The 16,413-nt window shown below is 63.4% G+C and carries 15 protein-coding genes; 3 read left to right on the top strand and 12 right to left on the bottom strand.

Annotated elements, in window-relative coordinates; translation table 11 throughout:
- Window positions 1–42 precede the first annotated feature (42 nt).
- On the bottom strand, window positions 43–1,449 hold the full coding sequence (gene uxaC, locus Q1A89_RS14265; RefSeq protein WP_299729500.1) for a glucuronate isomerase: 1,407 nt from the start codon (window positions 1,447–1,449) through the stop codon (window positions 43–45).
- A 165-nt stretch (window positions 1,450–1,614) separates the two neighbouring features.
- On the opposite strand from uxaC, the gene Q1A89_RS14260 reads away from it, so the two are divergent.
- From Q1A89_RS14260 to Q1A89_RS14250, 3 genes are all read left to right on the top strand, one after another.
- On the top strand, window positions 1,615–2,619 hold the full coding sequence (locus tag Q1A89_RS14260) for a serine hydrolase (protein WP_299730550.1): 1,005 nt from the start codon (window positions 1,615–1,617) through the stop codon (window positions 2,617–2,619).
- A 92-nt stretch (window positions 2,620–2,711) separates the two neighbouring features.
- Complete coding sequence (locus Q1A89_RS14255) at window positions 2,712–3,428, top strand: DUF1194 domain-containing protein (RefSeq protein WP_299729497.1); 717 nt, start codon at window positions 2,712–2,714, stop codon at window positions 3,426–3,428.
- A gap of 61 nt (window positions 3,429–3,489) precedes the next feature.
- Window positions 3,490–4,410 carry a LysR family transcriptional regulator gene (locus Q1A89_RS14250; protein WP_299729494.1) on the top strand — a complete coding sequence of 307 codons (921 nt, stop codon included), beginning with the start codon at window positions 3,490–3,492 and terminating at the stop codon, window positions 4,408–4,410.
- Here the strand turns inward: Q1A89_RS14250 and Q1A89_RS14245 are convergent.
- The 11 genes from Q1A89_RS14245 to Q1A89_RS14195 form a co-directional block, all read right to left on the bottom strand.
- On the bottom strand, window positions 4,407–5,447 hold the full coding sequence (locus Q1A89_RS14245; RefSeq protein WP_299729491.1) for a glutathione S-transferase C-terminal domain-containing protein: 1,041 nt from the start codon (window positions 5,445–5,447) through the stop codon (window positions 4,407–4,409). The genes Q1A89_RS14250 and Q1A89_RS14245 overlap by 4 nt on opposite strands.
- A gap of 37 nt (window positions 5,448–5,484) precedes the next feature.
- Window positions 5,485–6,816 carry an FAD-binding oxidoreductase gene (locus Q1A89_RS14240; protein WP_299729488.1) on the bottom strand — a complete coding sequence of 444 codons (1,332 nt, stop codon included), beginning with the start codon at window positions 6,814–6,816 and terminating at the stop codon, window positions 5,485–5,487.
- 1 nt (window position 6,817) lies between these two features.
- Complete coding sequence (locus Q1A89_RS14235) at window positions 6,818–8,368, bottom strand: trimethylamine methyltransferase family protein (RefSeq protein WP_299729485.1); 1,551 nt, start codon at window positions 8,366–8,368, stop codon at window positions 6,818–6,820.
- Window positions 8,365–9,837 (bottom strand): aldehyde dehydrogenase, encoded by a 1,473-nt coding sequence (locus Q1A89_RS14230; RefSeq protein WP_299729482.1) that lies wholly within the window; start codon window positions 9,835–9,837, stop codon window positions 8,365–8,367. Before Q1A89_RS14230 ends, Q1A89_RS14235 begins: the two co-directional genes overlap by 4 nt.
- Window positions 9,834–10,742: a dihydrodipicolinate synthase family protein gene (locus Q1A89_RS14225; RefSeq protein ID WP_299729479.1), complete on the bottom strand. Its 909-nt coding sequence runs from the start codon at window positions 10,740–10,742 to the stop codon at window positions 9,834–9,836. The genes Q1A89_RS14230 and Q1A89_RS14225 overlap by 4 nt, the downstream gene beginning before the upstream one ends.
- Window positions 10,732–11,439 (bottom strand): GntR family transcriptional regulator, encoded by a 708-nt coding sequence (locus Q1A89_RS14220; protein WP_299729476.1) that lies wholly within the window; start codon window positions 11,437–11,439, stop codon window positions 10,732–10,734. The genes Q1A89_RS14225 and Q1A89_RS14220 overlap by 11 nt, the downstream gene beginning before the upstream one ends.
- A 70-nt stretch (window positions 11,440–11,509) precedes the next feature.
- Window positions 11,510–12,988 (bottom strand): aldehyde dehydrogenase, encoded by a 1,479-nt coding sequence (locus Q1A89_RS14215; RefSeq protein WP_299729473.1) that lies wholly within the window; start codon window positions 12,986–12,988, stop codon window positions 11,510–11,512.
- Between the two features lie 10 nt (window positions 12,989–12,998).
- Complete coding sequence (locus Q1A89_RS14210; protein WP_299729470.1) at window positions 12,999–14,033, bottom strand: LLM class flavin-dependent oxidoreductase; 1,035 nt, start codon at window positions 14,031–14,033, stop codon at window positions 12,999–13,001.
- 3 nt (window positions 14,034–14,036) lie between these two features.
- Entirely contained in the window at window positions 14,037–14,960 is a 924-nt protein-coding gene (locus tag Q1A89_RS14205) for a flavin reductase family protein (protein WP_299729467.1), read from the bottom strand.
- Window positions 14,957–15,736 carry an alpha/beta hydrolase gene (locus Q1A89_RS14200; protein WP_299729464.1) on the bottom strand — a complete coding sequence of 260 codons (780 nt, stop codon included), beginning with the start codon at window positions 15,734–15,736 and terminating at the stop codon, window positions 14,957–14,959. The genes Q1A89_RS14205 and Q1A89_RS14200 overlap by 4 nt, the downstream gene beginning before the upstream one ends.
- Window positions 15,708–16,307 carry an amino acid synthesis family protein gene (locus Q1A89_RS14195; RefSeq protein WP_299730547.1) on the bottom strand — a complete coding sequence of 200 codons (600 nt, stop codon included), beginning with the start codon at window positions 16,305–16,307 and terminating at the stop codon, window positions 15,708–15,710. The genes Q1A89_RS14200 and Q1A89_RS14195 overlap by 29 nt, the downstream gene beginning before the upstream one ends.
- Window positions 16,308–16,413: the final 106 nt, after the last annotated feature.

Below are 16,413 nucleotides of genomic sequence, written 5' to 3'. Positions count from 1 at the left end.
AGGAAAGACGTGTATTTCATTGAACTGAAACAATTCTCTTCCTCACAGCTTGTACGCCGTCTTGGCCAGTCGATAGGTCAGATCATGGGCGACCTCGACGGCCTCGTCCTGTTCCAGCCGCCCGGTCTGCACCAGGCCGGCCAAAAAGGAACAGTCCACGCGGCGTGCCACGTCATGGCGCGCGGGGATCGAGCAAAAGGCACGGGTGTCGTCGTTAAAGCCGACAGTGTTGTAGAACCCGGCCGTCTCCGTCGCCATCTCGCGAAACCGCAGCATCCCCTCATAGCTGTCGTGGAACCACCAGGGCGGGCCCAGTTTCAGCGCGGGATAGACCCCGGCCAAGGGCGCGAGTTCGCGGGCATAGGCGCTTTCATCGAGCGTAAAGACGATGATCGTCAGATCGCGCCGCCCCCCCACCGCATTCAAGAGCGGTTGCAGGGCGGAAACGTAGTCCGTGCGCGTCGGAATATCATATCCCTTGTCCCGCCCGAAGCGGGCAAGGATGTCGCCCGAATGATTGCGCGCCGAACCGGGGTGAATTTGCAAAACCAGCCCGTCCTCAAGGCTCATTCGCGCCATCTCGGTCAGCATATGGCCGCGAAAGCGGTCGGCCTCGTCTGCGCTGCATCTGCCTTGCAAGGCCTTGTCAAAAAGCGCCGCCGCCTCGGCCTCAGGCAAATCCTCGGTCCGGGCGGTGGCATGGCCATGATCGCTGGCCGTTGCGCCGTGGTCCTTGAAGAACGCGCGCCGGGTGCGATGGGCGGTGAGGTAGCCGGTCCACGTGGTCGCATCCTCGCCCGTCAACTCCCCCAACCGCGCGACATTGTCGGCAAAGCCGTCAAATTCCGGGTCCACCACCGCATCCGGGCGATAGGTGGTGATCACGCGGCCCGTCCAGTCGCTGTCGCGGATCATCTTGTGCCAGCGCAGGTCGTCCAGTGCACTTTCGGTGGTCGACAGCGCCTCGATATAGAACTGCTTGAACAGGGCGCGGGGGCGAAACGCGGCCTCGCTCAGTTGCGCGTTGATCTGGTCATAGATCGCATCGGCATTGTGCTCGGCCAGCCGTTCTGTCACGCCAAACACCTCCTGAAAGGCGTGATCGATCCACATCCGCGACGGGGTCGCGCGAAACAGGTGGTAGTGCTTGGCAAAGAGCCGCCAGACTTTGCGCGGATCACTCTCGACAGCGCCGCCATCGGCCCGGGGCACGCCAAGGTCCTCAAGCGCGATGCCTTGCGAATGCAGCATGCGGAACACGTAGTGATCCGGCGTCACGAACAGTTCGGCCGGGTTGGCAAAGGGTTGGTTTTCGGCAAACCAGCGCGGGTCGGTGTGACCATGCGGGCTGATAATCGGCAGGTGTCTGATCTGTGCATAAAGGTCGCGGGCGATGCTGCGTGTGGCTGGATCAGGCGGAAACAGCCGGTCTTCGTTCAACAATGCCATGTGTCCCCCGTTTGGTCGTGCGTCCGCTTTGAGCGGTTGCGGCGAAGGTGACAGGGAGTGGGGCGGCGCACAAGATGCACATCGGCGTGGCGGTGGTCACGAGAACCTGACTGGCCGCGCGGGAGAGGTCGCCTATGGTGCATCGCAAGGAGTTCGAGACGCGTGATGTTCACCCGCCGCCAGTTTGCCGCAAGTGCTGCCGCCATTGTCGCCACCCGTGCGCGCGGGCAGGTGCAGTCTTGGGATGGGGTCGTGGCCCGCGCAAATGCCATGGAGCAGTGTCATGCCATCGGGGTGCATCATAACGGTGTGGCGGTCGTCTCACAGCGCTTTCGCGGGCCAGCACTTGGGGCATTTGTTCCGATCAAATCCGTGTCCAAGACCATCGTTGCCGCCCTGACCGGCGCGGCGCTGGACCGCGGTGAAATTCCGTCGCTGCAGGCCACTTTGGGCGAGATCGCCCCGCGCCTCATCCCGCGCGGTGCCGATCCGCGCGTTGCGGCAATCACGGTTGAGAATCTGATCACCATGCAGGCGGGCTTGGAGCGGACTTCGGGGCCCAACTATGGTGGGTGGGTCAGCAGCAGCAACTGGGTGGCAAATGCGCTTTCGCGCCCCTTTGTGGCGGAACCGGGCGCCCGCATGCTCTATTCCACCGGCTCGTTTCACGTGCTGGGTGCAGTGTTGGCCGAGGTTTCTGGTGACAGCTTGCTGAGCCTTGCCCGCACCCGTCTGGGCCGCCCCCTTGGCATCGAGGTGCCCGCATGGACCCGCGATCCGCAAGGGCGCTATCTGGGGGGCAATGAAATGGCGCTGAGCCTGCCTGCCATGGTCCGCTTTGGCGAGATGTACCGGCAGGGTGGGATGTGGAACGGGCAGCGGGTGCTGAGTGCGGCCTGGGTCGCTGCGTCACAGCGCGCGGTGACACGCTCGCCCTTTTCGGGGCTGGCCTATGGCTATGGATGGTTTCTGGGCCGCGCGGGCGGGACGGATTACGCACTGGCGCGGGGCTATGGCGGGCAGGTGATCTGCATCGCGCCTGACCTTGGGCTGACGGTCGCCATAACGTCTGATCCCACACGACCTGCGCGCAGTGGCGGGTATTTCGGCGATCTGATGGGGTTGATCGAGGATGCGATTCTGCCCGTCGCGCGGCAAGAGCGGAGCTGAGCGTGCTTGAGGATTAGACGATGCGTCCCTTGATGTGGCGCTATGCCGTCCAAACTCTTGCGCGACAGGTCCATCCCTCACAAACTGATGCGATGATCCTGCGCCTTCTTCTCTGCCTTGCCCTCGCCACGCCCCTTGCCGCGCAAAATCAGCGCGAGGCCGGGTTGGAGCTGGTGCTGCTGGCCGATGCCTCCGGCTCCATCGATGCGGACGAGCTGGCATTTCAGCGTGCGGGTTATGCGCAGGCGATGACCGACCCGGCGGTGATCTCGGCCATCCAGAATTCGATTTATGGCAATGTGGCGGTCACTTACGTGGAATGGGCCACCAACACAGGCGTCGTGGTGCCGTGGATGATCGTCGATGGGCCGGACACGGCCGAGGGTTTTGCGAACGCCCTGTCCGGCCCGCCCCGGCAGGCCTTTGGCAGCAACGCGATTGGTGCCGCCTTGCTCGACGCCAAGCGGCTGATCGAGGGCAATGACATCTTTGCACCCCGCGCCGTGATCGACTTTTCCGGCGACAGCATCCGCAACTCCTCCGGCCCCGCGATCGCCGACGCGCGCGCCGAAGTGCTGGCGGCAGGCATCACGATCAACGCGCTGCCGATCCTGCGCCCCGAAGACGGGCGGCGGGCCGGGGCCAACCTTGAGGCGGAATACGAACAGCGCATCATCGGCGGCCCCGGTGCGTTCATGGTGACGGCCGAAGGGCGCGACAGCTTTGCCGAGACGGTGCGGCGCAAGCTGGTGCTGGAGATTTCGGGGATCACGCCCGAGGCCTACGACACGGCCCTCGCGTCCCGCTAGGATCATTGCGCTTGCAACAATAGTCTTGCCTTCATTGTTGCACACGCGGCAATGAGGACCCATGCAGGACATCAAATCCATCCGCGTCTTTCTCAAGGTGGCTGAGCTGCGCAGCTTTGCCGAAGCGGCGCGTGCGCTTGCCCTCACGCCCGCGTCGGTGACGCGGATCGTGGCGCGGCTGGAACAAGATCTGGGCCAGCAACTTTTTGTGCGCACCACGCGGCAGGTGGCGCTGACCAGTGCCGGGGCGCTGGTGGCGGCACGCTTTATGCCGGTGGTGCAGGACTTTGATCGGGTGGCAGAAGAGGTCGGGCAGGCAGTGCGCCCCGATCACGGACGGCTCAGGCTCAACGCGCCGCTGTCGCTGGGGGTGCGGCTGTTGCCGGACCTCGTCAGTGGTTTTCGTCTGGCTTATCCCAACATTGCGCTTGATATCAGCCTGACGGATGCGTTTGTCGACATCGTGGATGCGCCTTGTGATATCGCGATCCGCATTTCTGGTCCGCCCAGTGACAAATCCACGATCTGGCGCAAGATCTGCAAGGTGCCGCGCCGTCTGGTCGCCGCACCGGCCCTTTTTGCACGCACGCCACGGCCGGCGGACCCGAGCGATCTGGAACCCGCGATGTGCCTGTCCTACGCGTCTGACGGCACGCCCGAGACCTGGGTGCTGCAGCACGACAGCGGAGCCAAACGCACAGTGCGGGCCGGTGCGCAGGTGATCTCGAACAACGGCGATTTCCTTTATGCGTTGGCCAAGGCGGGCGACGGGATTGCGCTGTTGCCCGACTTCATCGTCAAGGACGGCCTTGCGCGCCGCGAGGTCGAAGAGGTCCTGCCGGGCTGGGCCCCGCCGCAAATCTGGCTGACCCTGTTTTATCCGCCCTACGAGGCGTTGCCGCCGCTGGTCGCGACATTCTCGGACTTTTTCGAGGCCTACATGCGCGAGGTTGCGGGACTGGACTTTGGCGGCGTTGCCTAGTCGCCCTCGGCCAGTTCAGGGTGATCATACGCCTTCGGATATGGCATTGGGCGGATCGGCCCCTTGGGCACCACGTTGTTCCATGAGCGCCCGAAATAGCCCTGGCGGCAGTGCAGCAACGACCCGCTCTCGGCAACTCCCGGCAAGGCATGCACCCGGCACAGCCAGCGCCACAGGTTGGGATAGTCGAGGATGCGCGCGCCGTTCAACTTCATCCTGACGTAGTAGATCGGATCATGGCGATAAAGCGTTGGAAACAAGCGTAAATCCACCTCGGTGAAGATCGCACCGGTCAGGAATTTCCGCCCGTCGCTCAGCCGGGTTTCCAACTGTTCGAGCATGTCGAAATAAGCCGTGAACGCGCTGTCATAGACCGCCTGATCGATGGAGAATCCGGCCTTGTAAGAGCCGTTGTTGATGGCGACATAGATCGCGTCGTTCAACGTGTCGATCTCGGCACGCAAGGCGGCGTGCTCTAGCCCATCCGGGTAGAGCGCGGGCAGGTCCGCATCGCTTAGGGTGCTTCCAAGGGCACGCGCCTCGCGCCCCAGCATCCGCACAATCTCGGCGCTTTCATTGGACACGATGGTCTGGCTTTGCTTGTCAAACAGCACAGGGACCGAGCGTTCGGCGGACCCTTCGGCGGCGTATAGATCGCGTACCAAGCGCACACCTTGCGCGGTCGCCGTCTCAGTCGTGCACTCGGGCAGCGGCGCACCTGTGGCTGTTGCAATGCGGTTGGGTGCGAATTCCCATGGGTTCGGTCCTTCGGGGTCGTCAGGGCCGGTGCGGTTGGGAAAGGCGATGTCCATTGTGATCGCGTCTTGCAGGCCCAGCACGTTGCGCGCCAGCGTCACCCGATGACACCACGGACAGTTCAGCGCCACATGCAGATGATAGCGCCCGGGTTCAGCCGGATAGGCTGCAGATTGCCCGATCACATCGCGAAACCCGCTGACGCCCCGCACAAATTCACCCGCGTCACGGCGCCTGGCGGCGTCGCGCTGGTCTTCTTCCTTAGAGGTGTCGATGGGCATACTGTCTTCCCGCTGTGTTACGCAAGGATGGCGCAGATCACAGCTCTCTCCCAGCCCGTAATTCCGCAAGGCGGATGTGCAGATTGGCACCGAGGCGCGTGATGGGGTCGGGGGGCAGGCGGGTCGGGGCTTCGGCAGCAAGGGCGCGCTCCAGCGCGGGCGATGACAGCCCCATGGACATATCCGCCGCAAGCCCGCCGGCCAGCGTGCCCTTGGCCGTGCCCAGCCCGTTCTGGCAACAGGCCGAATAAAGGCCCTGATCAAGCTCGCCGACCACCTGCACGTTGTTGCGCGACAGGCACAGCCGTCCACCCCAGCGGTACTCCATCTCGATCCCTGCAAGCTGTGGAAAGCGGCGCGCAAAGGCACGGTCATGGTCGCGCCCTACGCGGGCAATACGGGCGGCGTTCACCTCCATTTTGGGGTCAAAAGTAAAGCGGTTGCGGATCACGATCCGGTCCCCGCCCATGCCCGAAATCCGGCGCACGGTCGTGCCCATCGGGTCAGCCGGGGTCAGGCCCCAAATAGGCCTTCCACCCTGAGACGCGACTTCTTCAGGGCTCAGCGCGCGCGTCATCGAGGCATAGGTGAACACATGCATCAGCCGCCCCTGCATGTGGCCAAAGCTGTTGAGATGCCCGTTCACGGCAAGGATCACGCGGGGCGCGGTGACCTGTCCCTTGGGCGTGCGCGCGATCCAGTCGCCCTGCCGCTCCAGCGCAATCACGGGGCTGTTTTCATAGAGATGCACGCGGTTTGAGCGCAACCCCCGCGCCACGCCGCGTACAAACAGGGCAGGCTGGATCATTGCCGAGCCGGGGGTGAACAGACCGCTTTCGTAATACTCGGTCCCCGTCAGGTCGCGCATCTGCGTCGCATCCAGCATCTCGTGCGGTTCGCTCATCGCCTCAAGGTGGCGGGCAAAGGTGTGATTGTGGGCGGTGCCTTTCGCGCTTGCCGCCCCGTTGATCTTGCCAGACATCGAAAACGCCTCGGGGCTCAGTCCGTATTCCTCGGCCATGGCGGCGGCGTGGACGATCCCGGTCCGGTTGTCTTGCGTTTGTGCGATGTCGGCATCGAGCGCGCCGCCATAATCATGCGATGTCAAATCGTGGGGCAGGTCGATCATGAAACCGGAATTCCGCCCCGCAGGCCCGTCCCCGACGCGCAGGGCATCCAGCACCACGATGCGCGCGCCCTCCACCTTTTGCGACAGACGATGCGCGGCGGCCAACCCGGCAAAGCCTGCGCCGATCACCAGCCAATCGGCGGTGATCTTGTCCTCAAGCCGCAGAGCGGGGTCCGGGTCCGGCAACAGCCGGTTCCAGCCCGCAGGGCCGGGATCACGGGGCAGGCGGGTGACGCGCATTTCAGAGGTCCTGATTGAGCGCGTCGGCGGGCGGGATTTCGCGTTCGCGCCGCGCGATATAGTCGAGCAGTTCCTCGTTCACGCCCGCGTCCAGTTTCGGTTCTTCGTACTCGTTCAACATATCGCGTGCGCGGATCAGGGCGCGTTCGGTGATCTCGACTGATCCTTCGGCCTGCCACTGCTCGATTGAGTTATTGTCAAACATTTCAGGCATGAAGAAGGCGTTTTGAAAGTGCTCGAGCGTGTGCGGATGGCCCAGATAGTGCCCGCCGGGGCCGACATCGGGCACAGTTGCGATGGCGGCGTCAAAGTCGTCCCAGTTGATCCCTTCGGCCATGCGATAGCCCATGGCACACATTTCGGCATCGACGATGAATTTGGCCATGGAACAATGCATGCCTGCCTCGTTCCAGCCCGCCGAATGCCAGATATAGTTCGCCCCGGCCATCAGCACCGCGTTGAGGGTCATCGCCGATTCATAACCCGCCTGTGCATCAAACGTCTTGGCCCCGCCCAGCGTGTTCGAGGTGCGCCATGGCACGCCGTAGAACCGCGCCATCTGGCCGATCATGAAGTTCATGAGACTGATCTCGGGCGTGCCTGCAATCGGCGCGCCGGACTTCATCGACACGGTCGACAGGTAGTGGCCATAGATCGCAGGACAGCCCTTGCGGATCACTTGGGTATAGGCCAGTGCGCTCAGCGCTTCAGCGTTGAGCTGCGCCACGGTGGCGGCGGTCGAGGCGGGCGTGTTCGCCCCGCCCAAAACGAAGGGCGAGCACAGCACCGGCTGGTTGCGCCGACAAAATGCGCGCATGGCCCCCAGCATCGTTTCGTCCCAGACCAGCGGCGAGTTTCCGTTGCAATTGCCGGTCACCACCGGATGGCTGTCCATGAATTCTGCGCCGAACAGGATCGCGGCCATGTCGAGCACATCCTCGGCGTTTTTCGGCGAAGTCGTCATGCCCATGAACGTCTTGTCGGAGTGTTTCATGGAACTGTATGTGATGCGCAGATGCCGTTGGCTGATCGGGTGATCATAGGGTTCCACGATGTGATGCGCGGAGGAGTGCATCGCGGGCAGCATGTGGCTGAGCTTGTGGAAATTCGCCAGATCGTCGAGCGTCGGATTGCGCCGCACGTCATCGAGGTCGCGCAGATAGGGCGCACCGGTCATGGGAACGAAAATCGCGTGATCGGACCCAAAGGGCAGGTTATTGGCCGGGTTGCGCGCGTGATAGGTGAAGGTTTCGGGAATGGTTGCGATCAACGCGCGCACAAGGCCACGGTCCAGATAGACCCGTTCGCCAGCGACCTTGGCCCCGGCGCGCGACCAGTCAGCCAGTGCAATGGGGTCACGAAAGACCACTCCCACATTTTCTAGGATATCCATTGAGGCGGCGTCGATCTTTTCCACCTGTTCGCCGCTCATCGGCTCGGTCAGGGGCAGGCGACGCTTGAGGGCGGGCAGCATTGCGATGTCGCGCGTCTGGCGGATCGCCTTGCGCGCGCCACGCCCGCGCCGGACGGTGCCGACGGCGTCCACGCTCATGTGACGTTGTTCCCGTCGGCAAGGTCGGTGAGGTCGACCCAGATGGTCTTGACCTCGGTGTATTGGTCATGGGCGTGCAGCCCGTTGTCGCGCCCGCCAAAGCCGGATTGTTTGTAGCCGCCAAAGGGGGTGGCGATGTTGCCCTCGCCATAGCAGTTGACCGTCACGGTGCCTGCCCGGATGTCGCGTGCGGCGCGGATGGCGGCGCGGCCATTGGCGGAAAAGACGGATGCCGCAAGCCCATAGGCGCTGTCGTTGGCCACCTCGACCGCTTCGGCGTTGCTGGCGACCTCGATCACCGACAGGACGGGGCCAAAGATCTCTTCACGCGCCTTTGGGTCATTGCGAGATACCTCAAGGATGGCGGGTGCGATGTATGGCCCGTCGCCTTTGTCATCGAGATATCCGCGGACCTTGGCACAATGGCCCGCATCGATCAGTGTGCCGATATGGGTGGCCGGATCAAGCGGGTCGCCCACCTTCCAGTCGCGCAGGCGGGCCTCTATCCGCTCCATCAGGGCCGGTTTCACCGCGCGGTGCACGATCAGGCGCGAGGCGGCTGAGCAGTTCTGCCCCGCATTCCAGAAGGCCGCATTCACCACATGTTCAGCCACTGAATCGAGGTTTTCGGCTTCGTCAAAGACGACCGCCGGGTTCTTGCCGCCGCATTCCAGCACCACCTTTTTGAGGTTGCTGTCGGCGGCATAATGCAAAAACCGCCGCCCCGTCTCGGTCGAGCCGGTAAAGCTGACCATGTCCACATCCATATGCCGCCCAAGTGGCTCGCCCACGCTTGGCCCGTCGCCGGGCAGCACCTGCAACACGCCGCGCGGGACGCCAGCCTCATGGGCCAGCTCAGCGACGCGCAGGGCGGTGAGGCTTGTTTGTTCGGCAGGCTTGACGATGACCGAACAGCCCGCCGCAAGGGCCGGGCCGATCTTCCAGGCCAGCATCATCAAGGGAAAGTTCCAGGGCAACACGGCGGCCACAACGCCGACCGGTTCGCGCAGGATCATCGCCAGAGCCCGGTCGCCTGTGGGGGCGGTCTGGTCATAGATCTTGTCCACCGCCTCGGCGTGCCATTTGAGACAATGGATCGTTTCGGGCAGGTCGATCTGCACGCAATCACGGATTGGTTTGCCGGATTCCACGCTCTCCATCACCGCCAGTTCGCGGATGTTGCGCGTCATCAGCTTGCACAACCGGATCAGCACGTCCTTGCGTGCCTCGGGGTCCAGTTTTGACCAGCGGCCCTGATCAAATGCCTCGCGTGCCTTTGTGACGGCCAGATCGACATCCGCCGCATCCGCCGTCGAAATCTGCGTGATTTCGGCCCCAGTTGCCGGGTTGGTTGTGGGCATCATCGGTCCGTTGCCACGCTGGTATTTGCCGTCGATGAATGGGCTGCGGGGTGGGTCCAGCGCGTCGGCCAAAGCTTGATATTCGCCATGGGTCAAAAGGTCGGTCATGGGTGTGCCCCCGTGATGCTGCGGATTGTTGTGTTCATGGTGGCAATCACCTCAGCAAGCGCGCGCTTGTCGTCTTTGTTGAGCGGTTGCAGGGGCCTACGGGGCGGTCCTGCATCAATACCGCGCAGGGTCAGCCCGTATTTGATGCATTGCACGAACTTGCCGCCCTGTTCGAGCACCCGCATCAACGGCAGCATCGCGGACATGATGGCGCGCCCCTTGGTAAAGTCGCCTTCGACCGCGCAGGCCTGATAGAGGGCGATGTGGGATTCGGGGGCAAAATTCGATCCCGCACAGACCCAACTGCGCGCGCCCCATGCAAAGAATTCGAGGGCCTGGTCGTCCATCCCGCAACTGAGCGCGATATGCGGATAATCCCGCGCCAGCATGTGCAGGCGGTTGATATCGCCCGAACTTTCCTTGATGGCGCAGAAGTTGGGCGAACGGCCGACGCGGTCCAGCGTCTCTTCATCCATGTCGACCGACATGCGCCCCGGATAGTTGTAGAGCATCACGGGCAGGTTGGCGGCGCGGTCGATGGCGAGCGCATGCAGGGCAATCTCGCGCCCCGTCGGGTAGGCGTAAGGCGGCGTGGCGACCAGCAAGGCATCCGCGCCTGCGGCCTTGGCGGCTTTGGCAAACATCACCGAATCCTCGGTGCGGATCGCGCCGGTGCCGACGATCATTGGCACACGACCTGCAATCAGGCCCGCGGCGCGGGTCATCATCTCAAGCCGTTCTTCGGGCGTCTGGGCATAATATTCGCCGGTGGAGCCTGCCACGACGATGCCGTTCACGCCTGCCGCAATCAGCAACTCCACCGTTTCGGCCAGCGCCGCCTCATTAAGCGAAAAATCGTCGTGATAGGGGGTCACGATCGGAGTGTAGATGCCTTCAAACTGCATGTTCGCGGTCCTCGCGCGGGATCAGATCGACGGGCAGCGGGGTGGGGCGCACAAACCGCTCCATCCGGTCGCGACTGAGGTCCCAGTGCTGAATTGTGAGGTCGATGGCCAGCGCGCCTTCGCCCCCTTCGATAGCGGCGATCATCGCATCGTGCTGCTCGGCGGCCTTGACCACCAGCGCGGATTCAGCCGGTGATGCGGGGCGATAGAAGGTCTGGCTGAGCCGCGTGTGATCGATCAAGAGACGGTCCAGCGAGGCCACCAGATAGGCATTGTGCGCCATGTGACCGATGGTGGCGTGAAAGCGGTGATTGGCGAGGGCGGCCTCGTCCGGTCGGTCCGCGCTGGTCGCTGTTTTGAAGGTGCGTTGGGCATCCTTGAGGGTCTCAAGTTGCCCTGCTGTCCGGTTCTCGCAGGCCAGCCGCGCGATGTGGGCATAGACCATGGGCGCGGTCTGAAAGAAGGTCCGCAACACCGCGATATCCATTGCCGCCACTTTGGCGCCGCGGTTTTGCGACATCATCACGTAGCCTTCGCCCTGCAGCCGTTGCAACACTTCGCGCAGCGGCGTGCGCGACATGCCGTAGTGTTGCGCAAGGCCCACCTCGTCCAGATCCTGACCCGGGGACAGGTCCGTCGACAGGATGCGGCGACGCAGATCGGCCAGGCAATCGTCTTTGGAGAATCGTGTCATCATGCCCTCATGGATTGCATACATAAAGTATACAAAATCACGAAGGCGCAAGAAAATAGTGCTGTGGCCGCGCTCAGCGCATCACAAACGGGTTCGCCATCGGGCTGTCAGAGGTGTTGATCCACGTGGTTTTCGTGCGTGTGTAGTCGTGGATCGCATCGAGCCCCGCCTCGCGCCCATAGCCCGACTGCCCATAGCCCCCGAACGGCGCGATGGGTGAAATAGCACGGTAGGTGTTCACCCAGCAAATCCCCGCCTTCAACCGGGCCGAAACGCGATGGGCGCGTGCAAGGTTCTGGGTGAAGACGCCCGAGCCGAGCCCAAAGGGCGTGTCATTGGCGAGCGCGATGGCTTCTTCTTCGGTGTCGAAAGGGATCAGGGACATGACGGGGCCAAACATCTCGACATGCAGGGTCGCGGTGTCGGGCGAAGCGCATTCGACGAGGGTGGGGGCCATGTAGTTGCCGGGCCGATCAACGGGCGCGCCACCCATGTGGAGGGTCGCGTCTTGCTCTTGCGCCCTCGCAAGCGTGTCCTCGATCCGCGCGATTTGCGCAGGCGTGCAGAGCGGGCCGACATGGGTGGCCGCCTCCAGCGGGTCACCGACCACGATGCCCTTGGCCTTGTCGCGGATGCGGGCAATCAGGTCGTCCATAATCGGGCGATGCACCAACCCGCGCGAGCCGGCCACACAGCTTTGCCCCGAAGCGCCGAAATTGCCCGCGATCAGCCCGTTGGCGGCCCCGTCAAGGTCGGCATCGTCAAAGACGAGGATCGGGGATTTGCCACCGAGTTCCAGCGAGATCACTGCAAAGTTTTCGGCCGAATTGCGCACCACGTGCCGCGCCGTCTCCGGCCCACCGGTAAAGGCGATGCGGTCGACATCTGCGTGCCGCGTGAGGGGGATGGCGCAGTTTTCCGCATCCCCGGTGATCACCGACACGACGCCGGGCGGAAAGCCTGCCGCTTCGATCAGCCGTGCGAATTCCAGCATCGGGGCCGGTGCGATTTCAGAGGCTTTGAGAACCACGCTGCACCCGGCGGCCAACGCGGGCCCCAGCTTGGTTGCGGTCAGGAACATCTGCGCATTCCACGGCACGATGGCCACCACCACGCCGATGGGTTCGCGGCGGGTGAACACGTGCATGTCGGGTTTGTCGATGGGCAGCACGGCCCCTTCGATCTTGTCGGCCAACCCCGCATAGTAGCGATAGTAGTCTCCCACATAGGCCGTCTGGGCGGAGGTTTCGGCCAGCAACTTGCCGCTGTCCGTAGTCTCCAACTCCCCCAGTTTTTTTGCATTTTCCTCGATCAGATCGGCCAGACGGTAGAGCAACTTCCCCCGCGCCGTTTGCGTCATGTCGCGCCAGGCCGGATCGTTCAGTGCACGGCGGGCGGCGCGCACCGCCCGGTCGACATCCGAAGCATCCGCGCAGGCAAATGTCGCCCAATCCGCGCCCGTGGCGGGGTTTTGCGAGGCCATGACCTGCCCACTCGCGCCCGCGCACCACGCGCCGTCGATGAACAGTTGGAAATGGGGCAGATCGTTCATTTGGGCCTCCTCAGGCAAAGGCGGGCATCACGTCGTCGATGAACCGGGCAAGGGAGGCGCGTTTGCGCTCAAAGTCCATACCTGAGTCGATCCAGAACGAATATTCGTCATAGCCAAGGTCCTCGTAGCGCTTGATCTGGTCAATGACCTCTTGCGCGGTGCCGATGGTCAGATCGCGATGCATATTGGCGGGGGACATCATTTTGTTTGCGGCCAGTTCCTCCTCGCTTAACGTTTCGATCAGCCCTTGGGACACGGGCCGCTTGTTCTGAAACCACGCGCCGAAATAGCAGTAAAACCGCGACAATTGTTGTGCGGCAAGGCTCACATCATCGCTGTCCGACCCGACATAGGTGTGATGCAGCAGCATGATCTTGGGGCGCGGACCTGCATAGGCCGCACAGGCGTCATTGAACTTGGCCATGAGGTTTTCGATCTCTTCAATGCCCTGCCAAAGCGGGGTCACCTGAATGTTGAACCCGTTCTCGACCCCAAAGGAATGGCTGTTGGGATCGCGCGCAGCGATCCAGATGGGCGGGCCATCAGCTTGTGCGGGCTTGGGGGCCGTGGTCGTGGCCGGAAACGCATAGAATTCCCCTTCATGGGCGCAATCCCCGGTCCAGAGCTGGCGCAGCAGCGGAGTGGTTTCACGCATGCGCTGCCCGGCCTCCCACGCGTCCATGCCGGGCATGAGGCGCTCGTATTCGTATGAGTACGCACCGCGCGCGATGCCCAGTTCGATCCGTCCATCGGTGATCAGATCGGCCGCCGCCGCTTCGCCCGCCAGCTTGATCGGATGCCAGAAAGGAGCGACGATGGTGCCGGTGCCAAGGCGCACGTTCTTGGTGTGATGGGCCAGATCCACAAGGCTCAGGAAAGGGTTGGGGGTAATGGTGAATTCCATCCCGTGATGCTCGCCTGTCCAGACCGCACGCATGCCACCGTCATCGGCCATCTTGGCCAGATCGATCAGCTCGCGCCGCAGATCCTTGTGGTCCTGACCGGGGGTCAGCCGTTCCATATGAGCAAAAAGCGAGAATTCCATGGCTTACATCCTCTGTATCGGGGCGTGCACGGCGCCGTGTTCGGTATCGCCGAAGTAAAGACCAAAACTGCGCGCGCTGGCCTCGCGGGCAAAGCGGTGCATCATGGTGCGGATCGCGGGGCTGGCATAGCTGTGCGTGGGCAAGTCAATGATTGGCAGCGCTACAACATCCGGGTGCGGATGGCTCTGCACGCCTGTGGCCAGAAAATAGCTGTGATGGGTGCGTGCGCCCGTGTCGTCAAACACCGAATAGGCCTGCCCGAGCGTGGCCTGCACGCCCATCGCGCGCAGCCCGTCGCGCAAATGATCCAACAGCGCGCCGCGATCGGCATGGGCACAATGCAGCGGCGCAAGCCCGGCGGGGGTTTGTTGCAACAACACGTGGTCGCCATCCTGCACGATGGCCCCGGCGATGGTGGTACCTGCGCCGTGATCCAGCGCCGCCCGCTCGGTCCCGAGGCTGAAGAACCGCCCCGAGACGTAGCCGAGCCCCGGCGCACCGCTTTGTTCGAGCGCGACGATCCGGCCCAGCAACACGCAATGATCGCCTGCCTCGACAACCTGATGGGTCGTGCAGGAAAACTGGGCGATGGCCCCGTCAATCACCGGCACGCCATGCAGGTCGTCGTGGTGTGCGGTTTCGGCGAAGCGGTCGGATTTGGAGCGGGCAAAGACGGATGCGATGTCCTCTTGCCCTTCGGCCAGAACGCTGACCGCGAAATGGGTGCAGGTGGCAAAGGTCTGATAACTCGACAGGAATTTACCCGGACAGACCAAGAGCAGCGGCGGGTCAAGCGAGACGGAGGAAAAGGAATTGGCGGTAAAGCCAACGGGCGTGCCGTCAACCTGCCGCGCAGTCACCACCGTCACGCCCGTCATGAACGCGCCGAAAGCGCTGCGCAAAATGCTGGGGTCGGGGATGGTCATGGCAAACACTCCCGTATGAAGCTGGCAAGTTGTGCATTGACCTGTTCGGCATGGGTCATGGGCATCATGTGGGCGGCGCCGGGGATGACGACAGCCCGACCATTCGGCGCCAGCGCAGCCATGGCACGGGACATCTCGGGGGTCGAGTTCGGCTCCGCCGCCCCGGTCATGAAGAGCGCCGGGCAGGGCAGGGACCGCAGGGCCGTATCCGCTGGCCCGTCCTCTTGCGCAAAGACGGAATAGGCGGCCTTGTAGCCTGCCGGATCGACATTCAGCAGCCAGTTCTCGCAGGCGGCACGTTCGGGGCTGGGATCAGGCCCGAACCAGCGATCCAGCGGCGCGGTCGGGTCCGCGATGGTGACACCATCGAGGCTGCGCGCCCGTGCCATCACGGCGGTGCGTGCGTCCGGGGGGCGCCGGTAGATGGCGTTGAGGGCTGCGACCCCTGCGACGTGATCGGTGTGCGACATGGCCAGATCGAGGGCGATCATCGCGCCAAAGGAATGGCCGATCACGACAGTCGGTCCGGTCAGGCACTTGGCGATGGTCTCGGTATAAGCGGAGAGGTCGGGCGCGACGCGCAGGCCTGCGCTTGACCCGTGGCCGGGCACGTCCACCGCAACGACATGATCGGACGATCCGAGCGCATCGATCTGCGCGCCCCACGCCTCGGCCCGCAGCCCGACCCCGTGGATCAGAAGGATCGTCGGCCCGTCGCCCGCGGTGATCGCGGCGAGGGGGCCGACGTCAGACCGCGGCCGGGTTGTCCACATCATGGCCCAGATCCTTGAGGTCCTGATAGCGATCGCCGATGCGGTGATGGGGTCGCCCGCCAGTGGCGGCCCCGAGCACCACGACAATCTCGTCATCGCGTGGCGCGTCGGGAATGGAGAATTGGATGGTCAGGTAATGCGAACGCCGCCCCGCATCGTTCTTGTCCATCAGCGGCACCATGATCGGTGCATTGGCCCCGCCGCGCGTGTTGGTGAAAGCGAGGTAGGATTTCGCACCCACGGCCTCGCGGTAATGATTGCCAAAGCGCAGCGTGTGAATAAGACCCGAGGCATGCTCGATCTCTCCGTCCAGGCCGACCACGGCGGCCTTGCCATAGGCCTCGATGGCCTCGCCCGACCCGGCAAGGGCGATCATGCGTGCGGTCATCATCTCGCCCAGGATCGGCCCATAGGCCTGAATTTCGGGTTTGAGATCAACAACGTAGCGCCCGGCCCATGGGTTGCGCACCACAGCCGCCAGAGCGAACATCCGCCAGGGGCGGTCGGCAGGGCGAAACCCTTCGATCAGCACCTCTTCGTCATAGGTGACCAGTTTTCGGATTTCGGGCTGCATGGCTGTCCTCGTCTGCACGTGTCTGCTGACTATCCGCGCGGACGGCCCCGTTTGACAAACGAAGGATTCGCAGGTCAAGGTATTAGCTGAACTAATGGCTACGTTG

The organism is uncultured Tateyamaria sp., assembly GCF_947503045.1.
Classification (GTDB): Bacteria; Pseudomonadota; Alphaproteobacteria; order Rhodobacterales; family Rhodobacteraceae; genus Tateyamaria.
Note: the sequence above shows the minus strand (reverse complement) of the source record. Positions and strands in the feature narration are given on the sequence as shown.

Bases quoted from the DNA above. Each gene is read 5' to 3' on its own strand.
- Q1A89_RS14255 (WP_299729497.1), top strand. From the start codon at position 2,712: ATGATCCTGCGCCTTCTTCTCTGCCTTGCCCTCGCCACGCCCCTTGCC.
- Q1A89_RS14210 (WP_299729470.1), bottom strand. From the start codon at position 14,033: ATGGAATTCTCGCTTTTTGCTCATATGGAACGGCTGACCCCCGGTCAG.
- Q1A89_RS14245 (WP_299729491.1), bottom strand. From the start codon at position 5,447: ATGCCCATCGACACCTCTAAGGAAGAAGACCAGCGCGACGCCGCCAGG.
- Q1A89_RS14220 (WP_299729476.1), bottom strand. From the start codon at position 11,439: ATGATGACACGATTCTCCAAAGACGATTGCCTGGCCGATCTGCGTCGC.
- Q1A89_RS14235 (WP_299729485.1), bottom strand. From the start codon at position 8,368: ATGAGCGTGGACGCCGTCGGCACCGTCCGGCGCGGGCGTGGCGCGCGC.
- uxaC (WP_299729500.1), bottom strand. From the start codon at position 1,449: ATGGCATTGTTGAACGAAGACCGGCTGTTTCCGCCTGATCCAGCCACA.
- Q1A89_RS14240 (WP_299729488.1), bottom strand. From the start codon at position 6,816: ATGCGCGTCACCCGCCTGCCCCGTGATCCCGGCCCTGCGGGCTGGAAC.
- Q1A89_RS14195 (WP_299730547.1), bottom strand. From the start codon at position 16,307: ATGCAGCCCGAAATCCGAAAACTGGTCACCTATGACGAAGAGGTGCTG.
- Q1A89_RS14200 (WP_299729464.1), bottom strand. From the start codon at position 15,736: ATGATGTGGACAACCCGGCCGCGGTCTGACGTCGGCCCCCTCGCCGCG.
- Q1A89_RS14215 (WP_299729473.1), bottom strand. From the start codon at position 12,988: ATGAACGATCTGCCCCATTTCCAACTGTTCATCGACGGCGCGTGGTGC.
- Q1A89_RS14250 (WP_299729494.1), top strand. From the start codon at position 3,490: ATGCAGGACATCAAATCCATCCGCGTCTTTCTCAAGGTGGCTGAGCTG.
- Q1A89_RS14230 (WP_299729482.1), bottom strand. From the start codon at position 9,837: ATGACCGACCTTTTGACCCATGGCGAATATCAAGCTTTGGCCGACGCG.
- Q1A89_RS14205 (WP_299729467.1), bottom strand. From the start codon at position 14,960: ATGACCATCCCCGACCCCAGCATTTTGCGCAGCGCTTTCGGCGCGTTC.
- Q1A89_RS14225 (WP_299729479.1), bottom strand. From the start codon at position 10,742: ATGCAGTTTGAAGGCATCTACACTCCGATCGTGACCCCCTATCACGAC.
- Q1A89_RS14260 (WP_299730550.1), top strand. From the start codon at position 1,615: ATGTTCACCCGCCGCCAGTTTGCCGCAAGTGCTGCCGCCATTGTCGCC.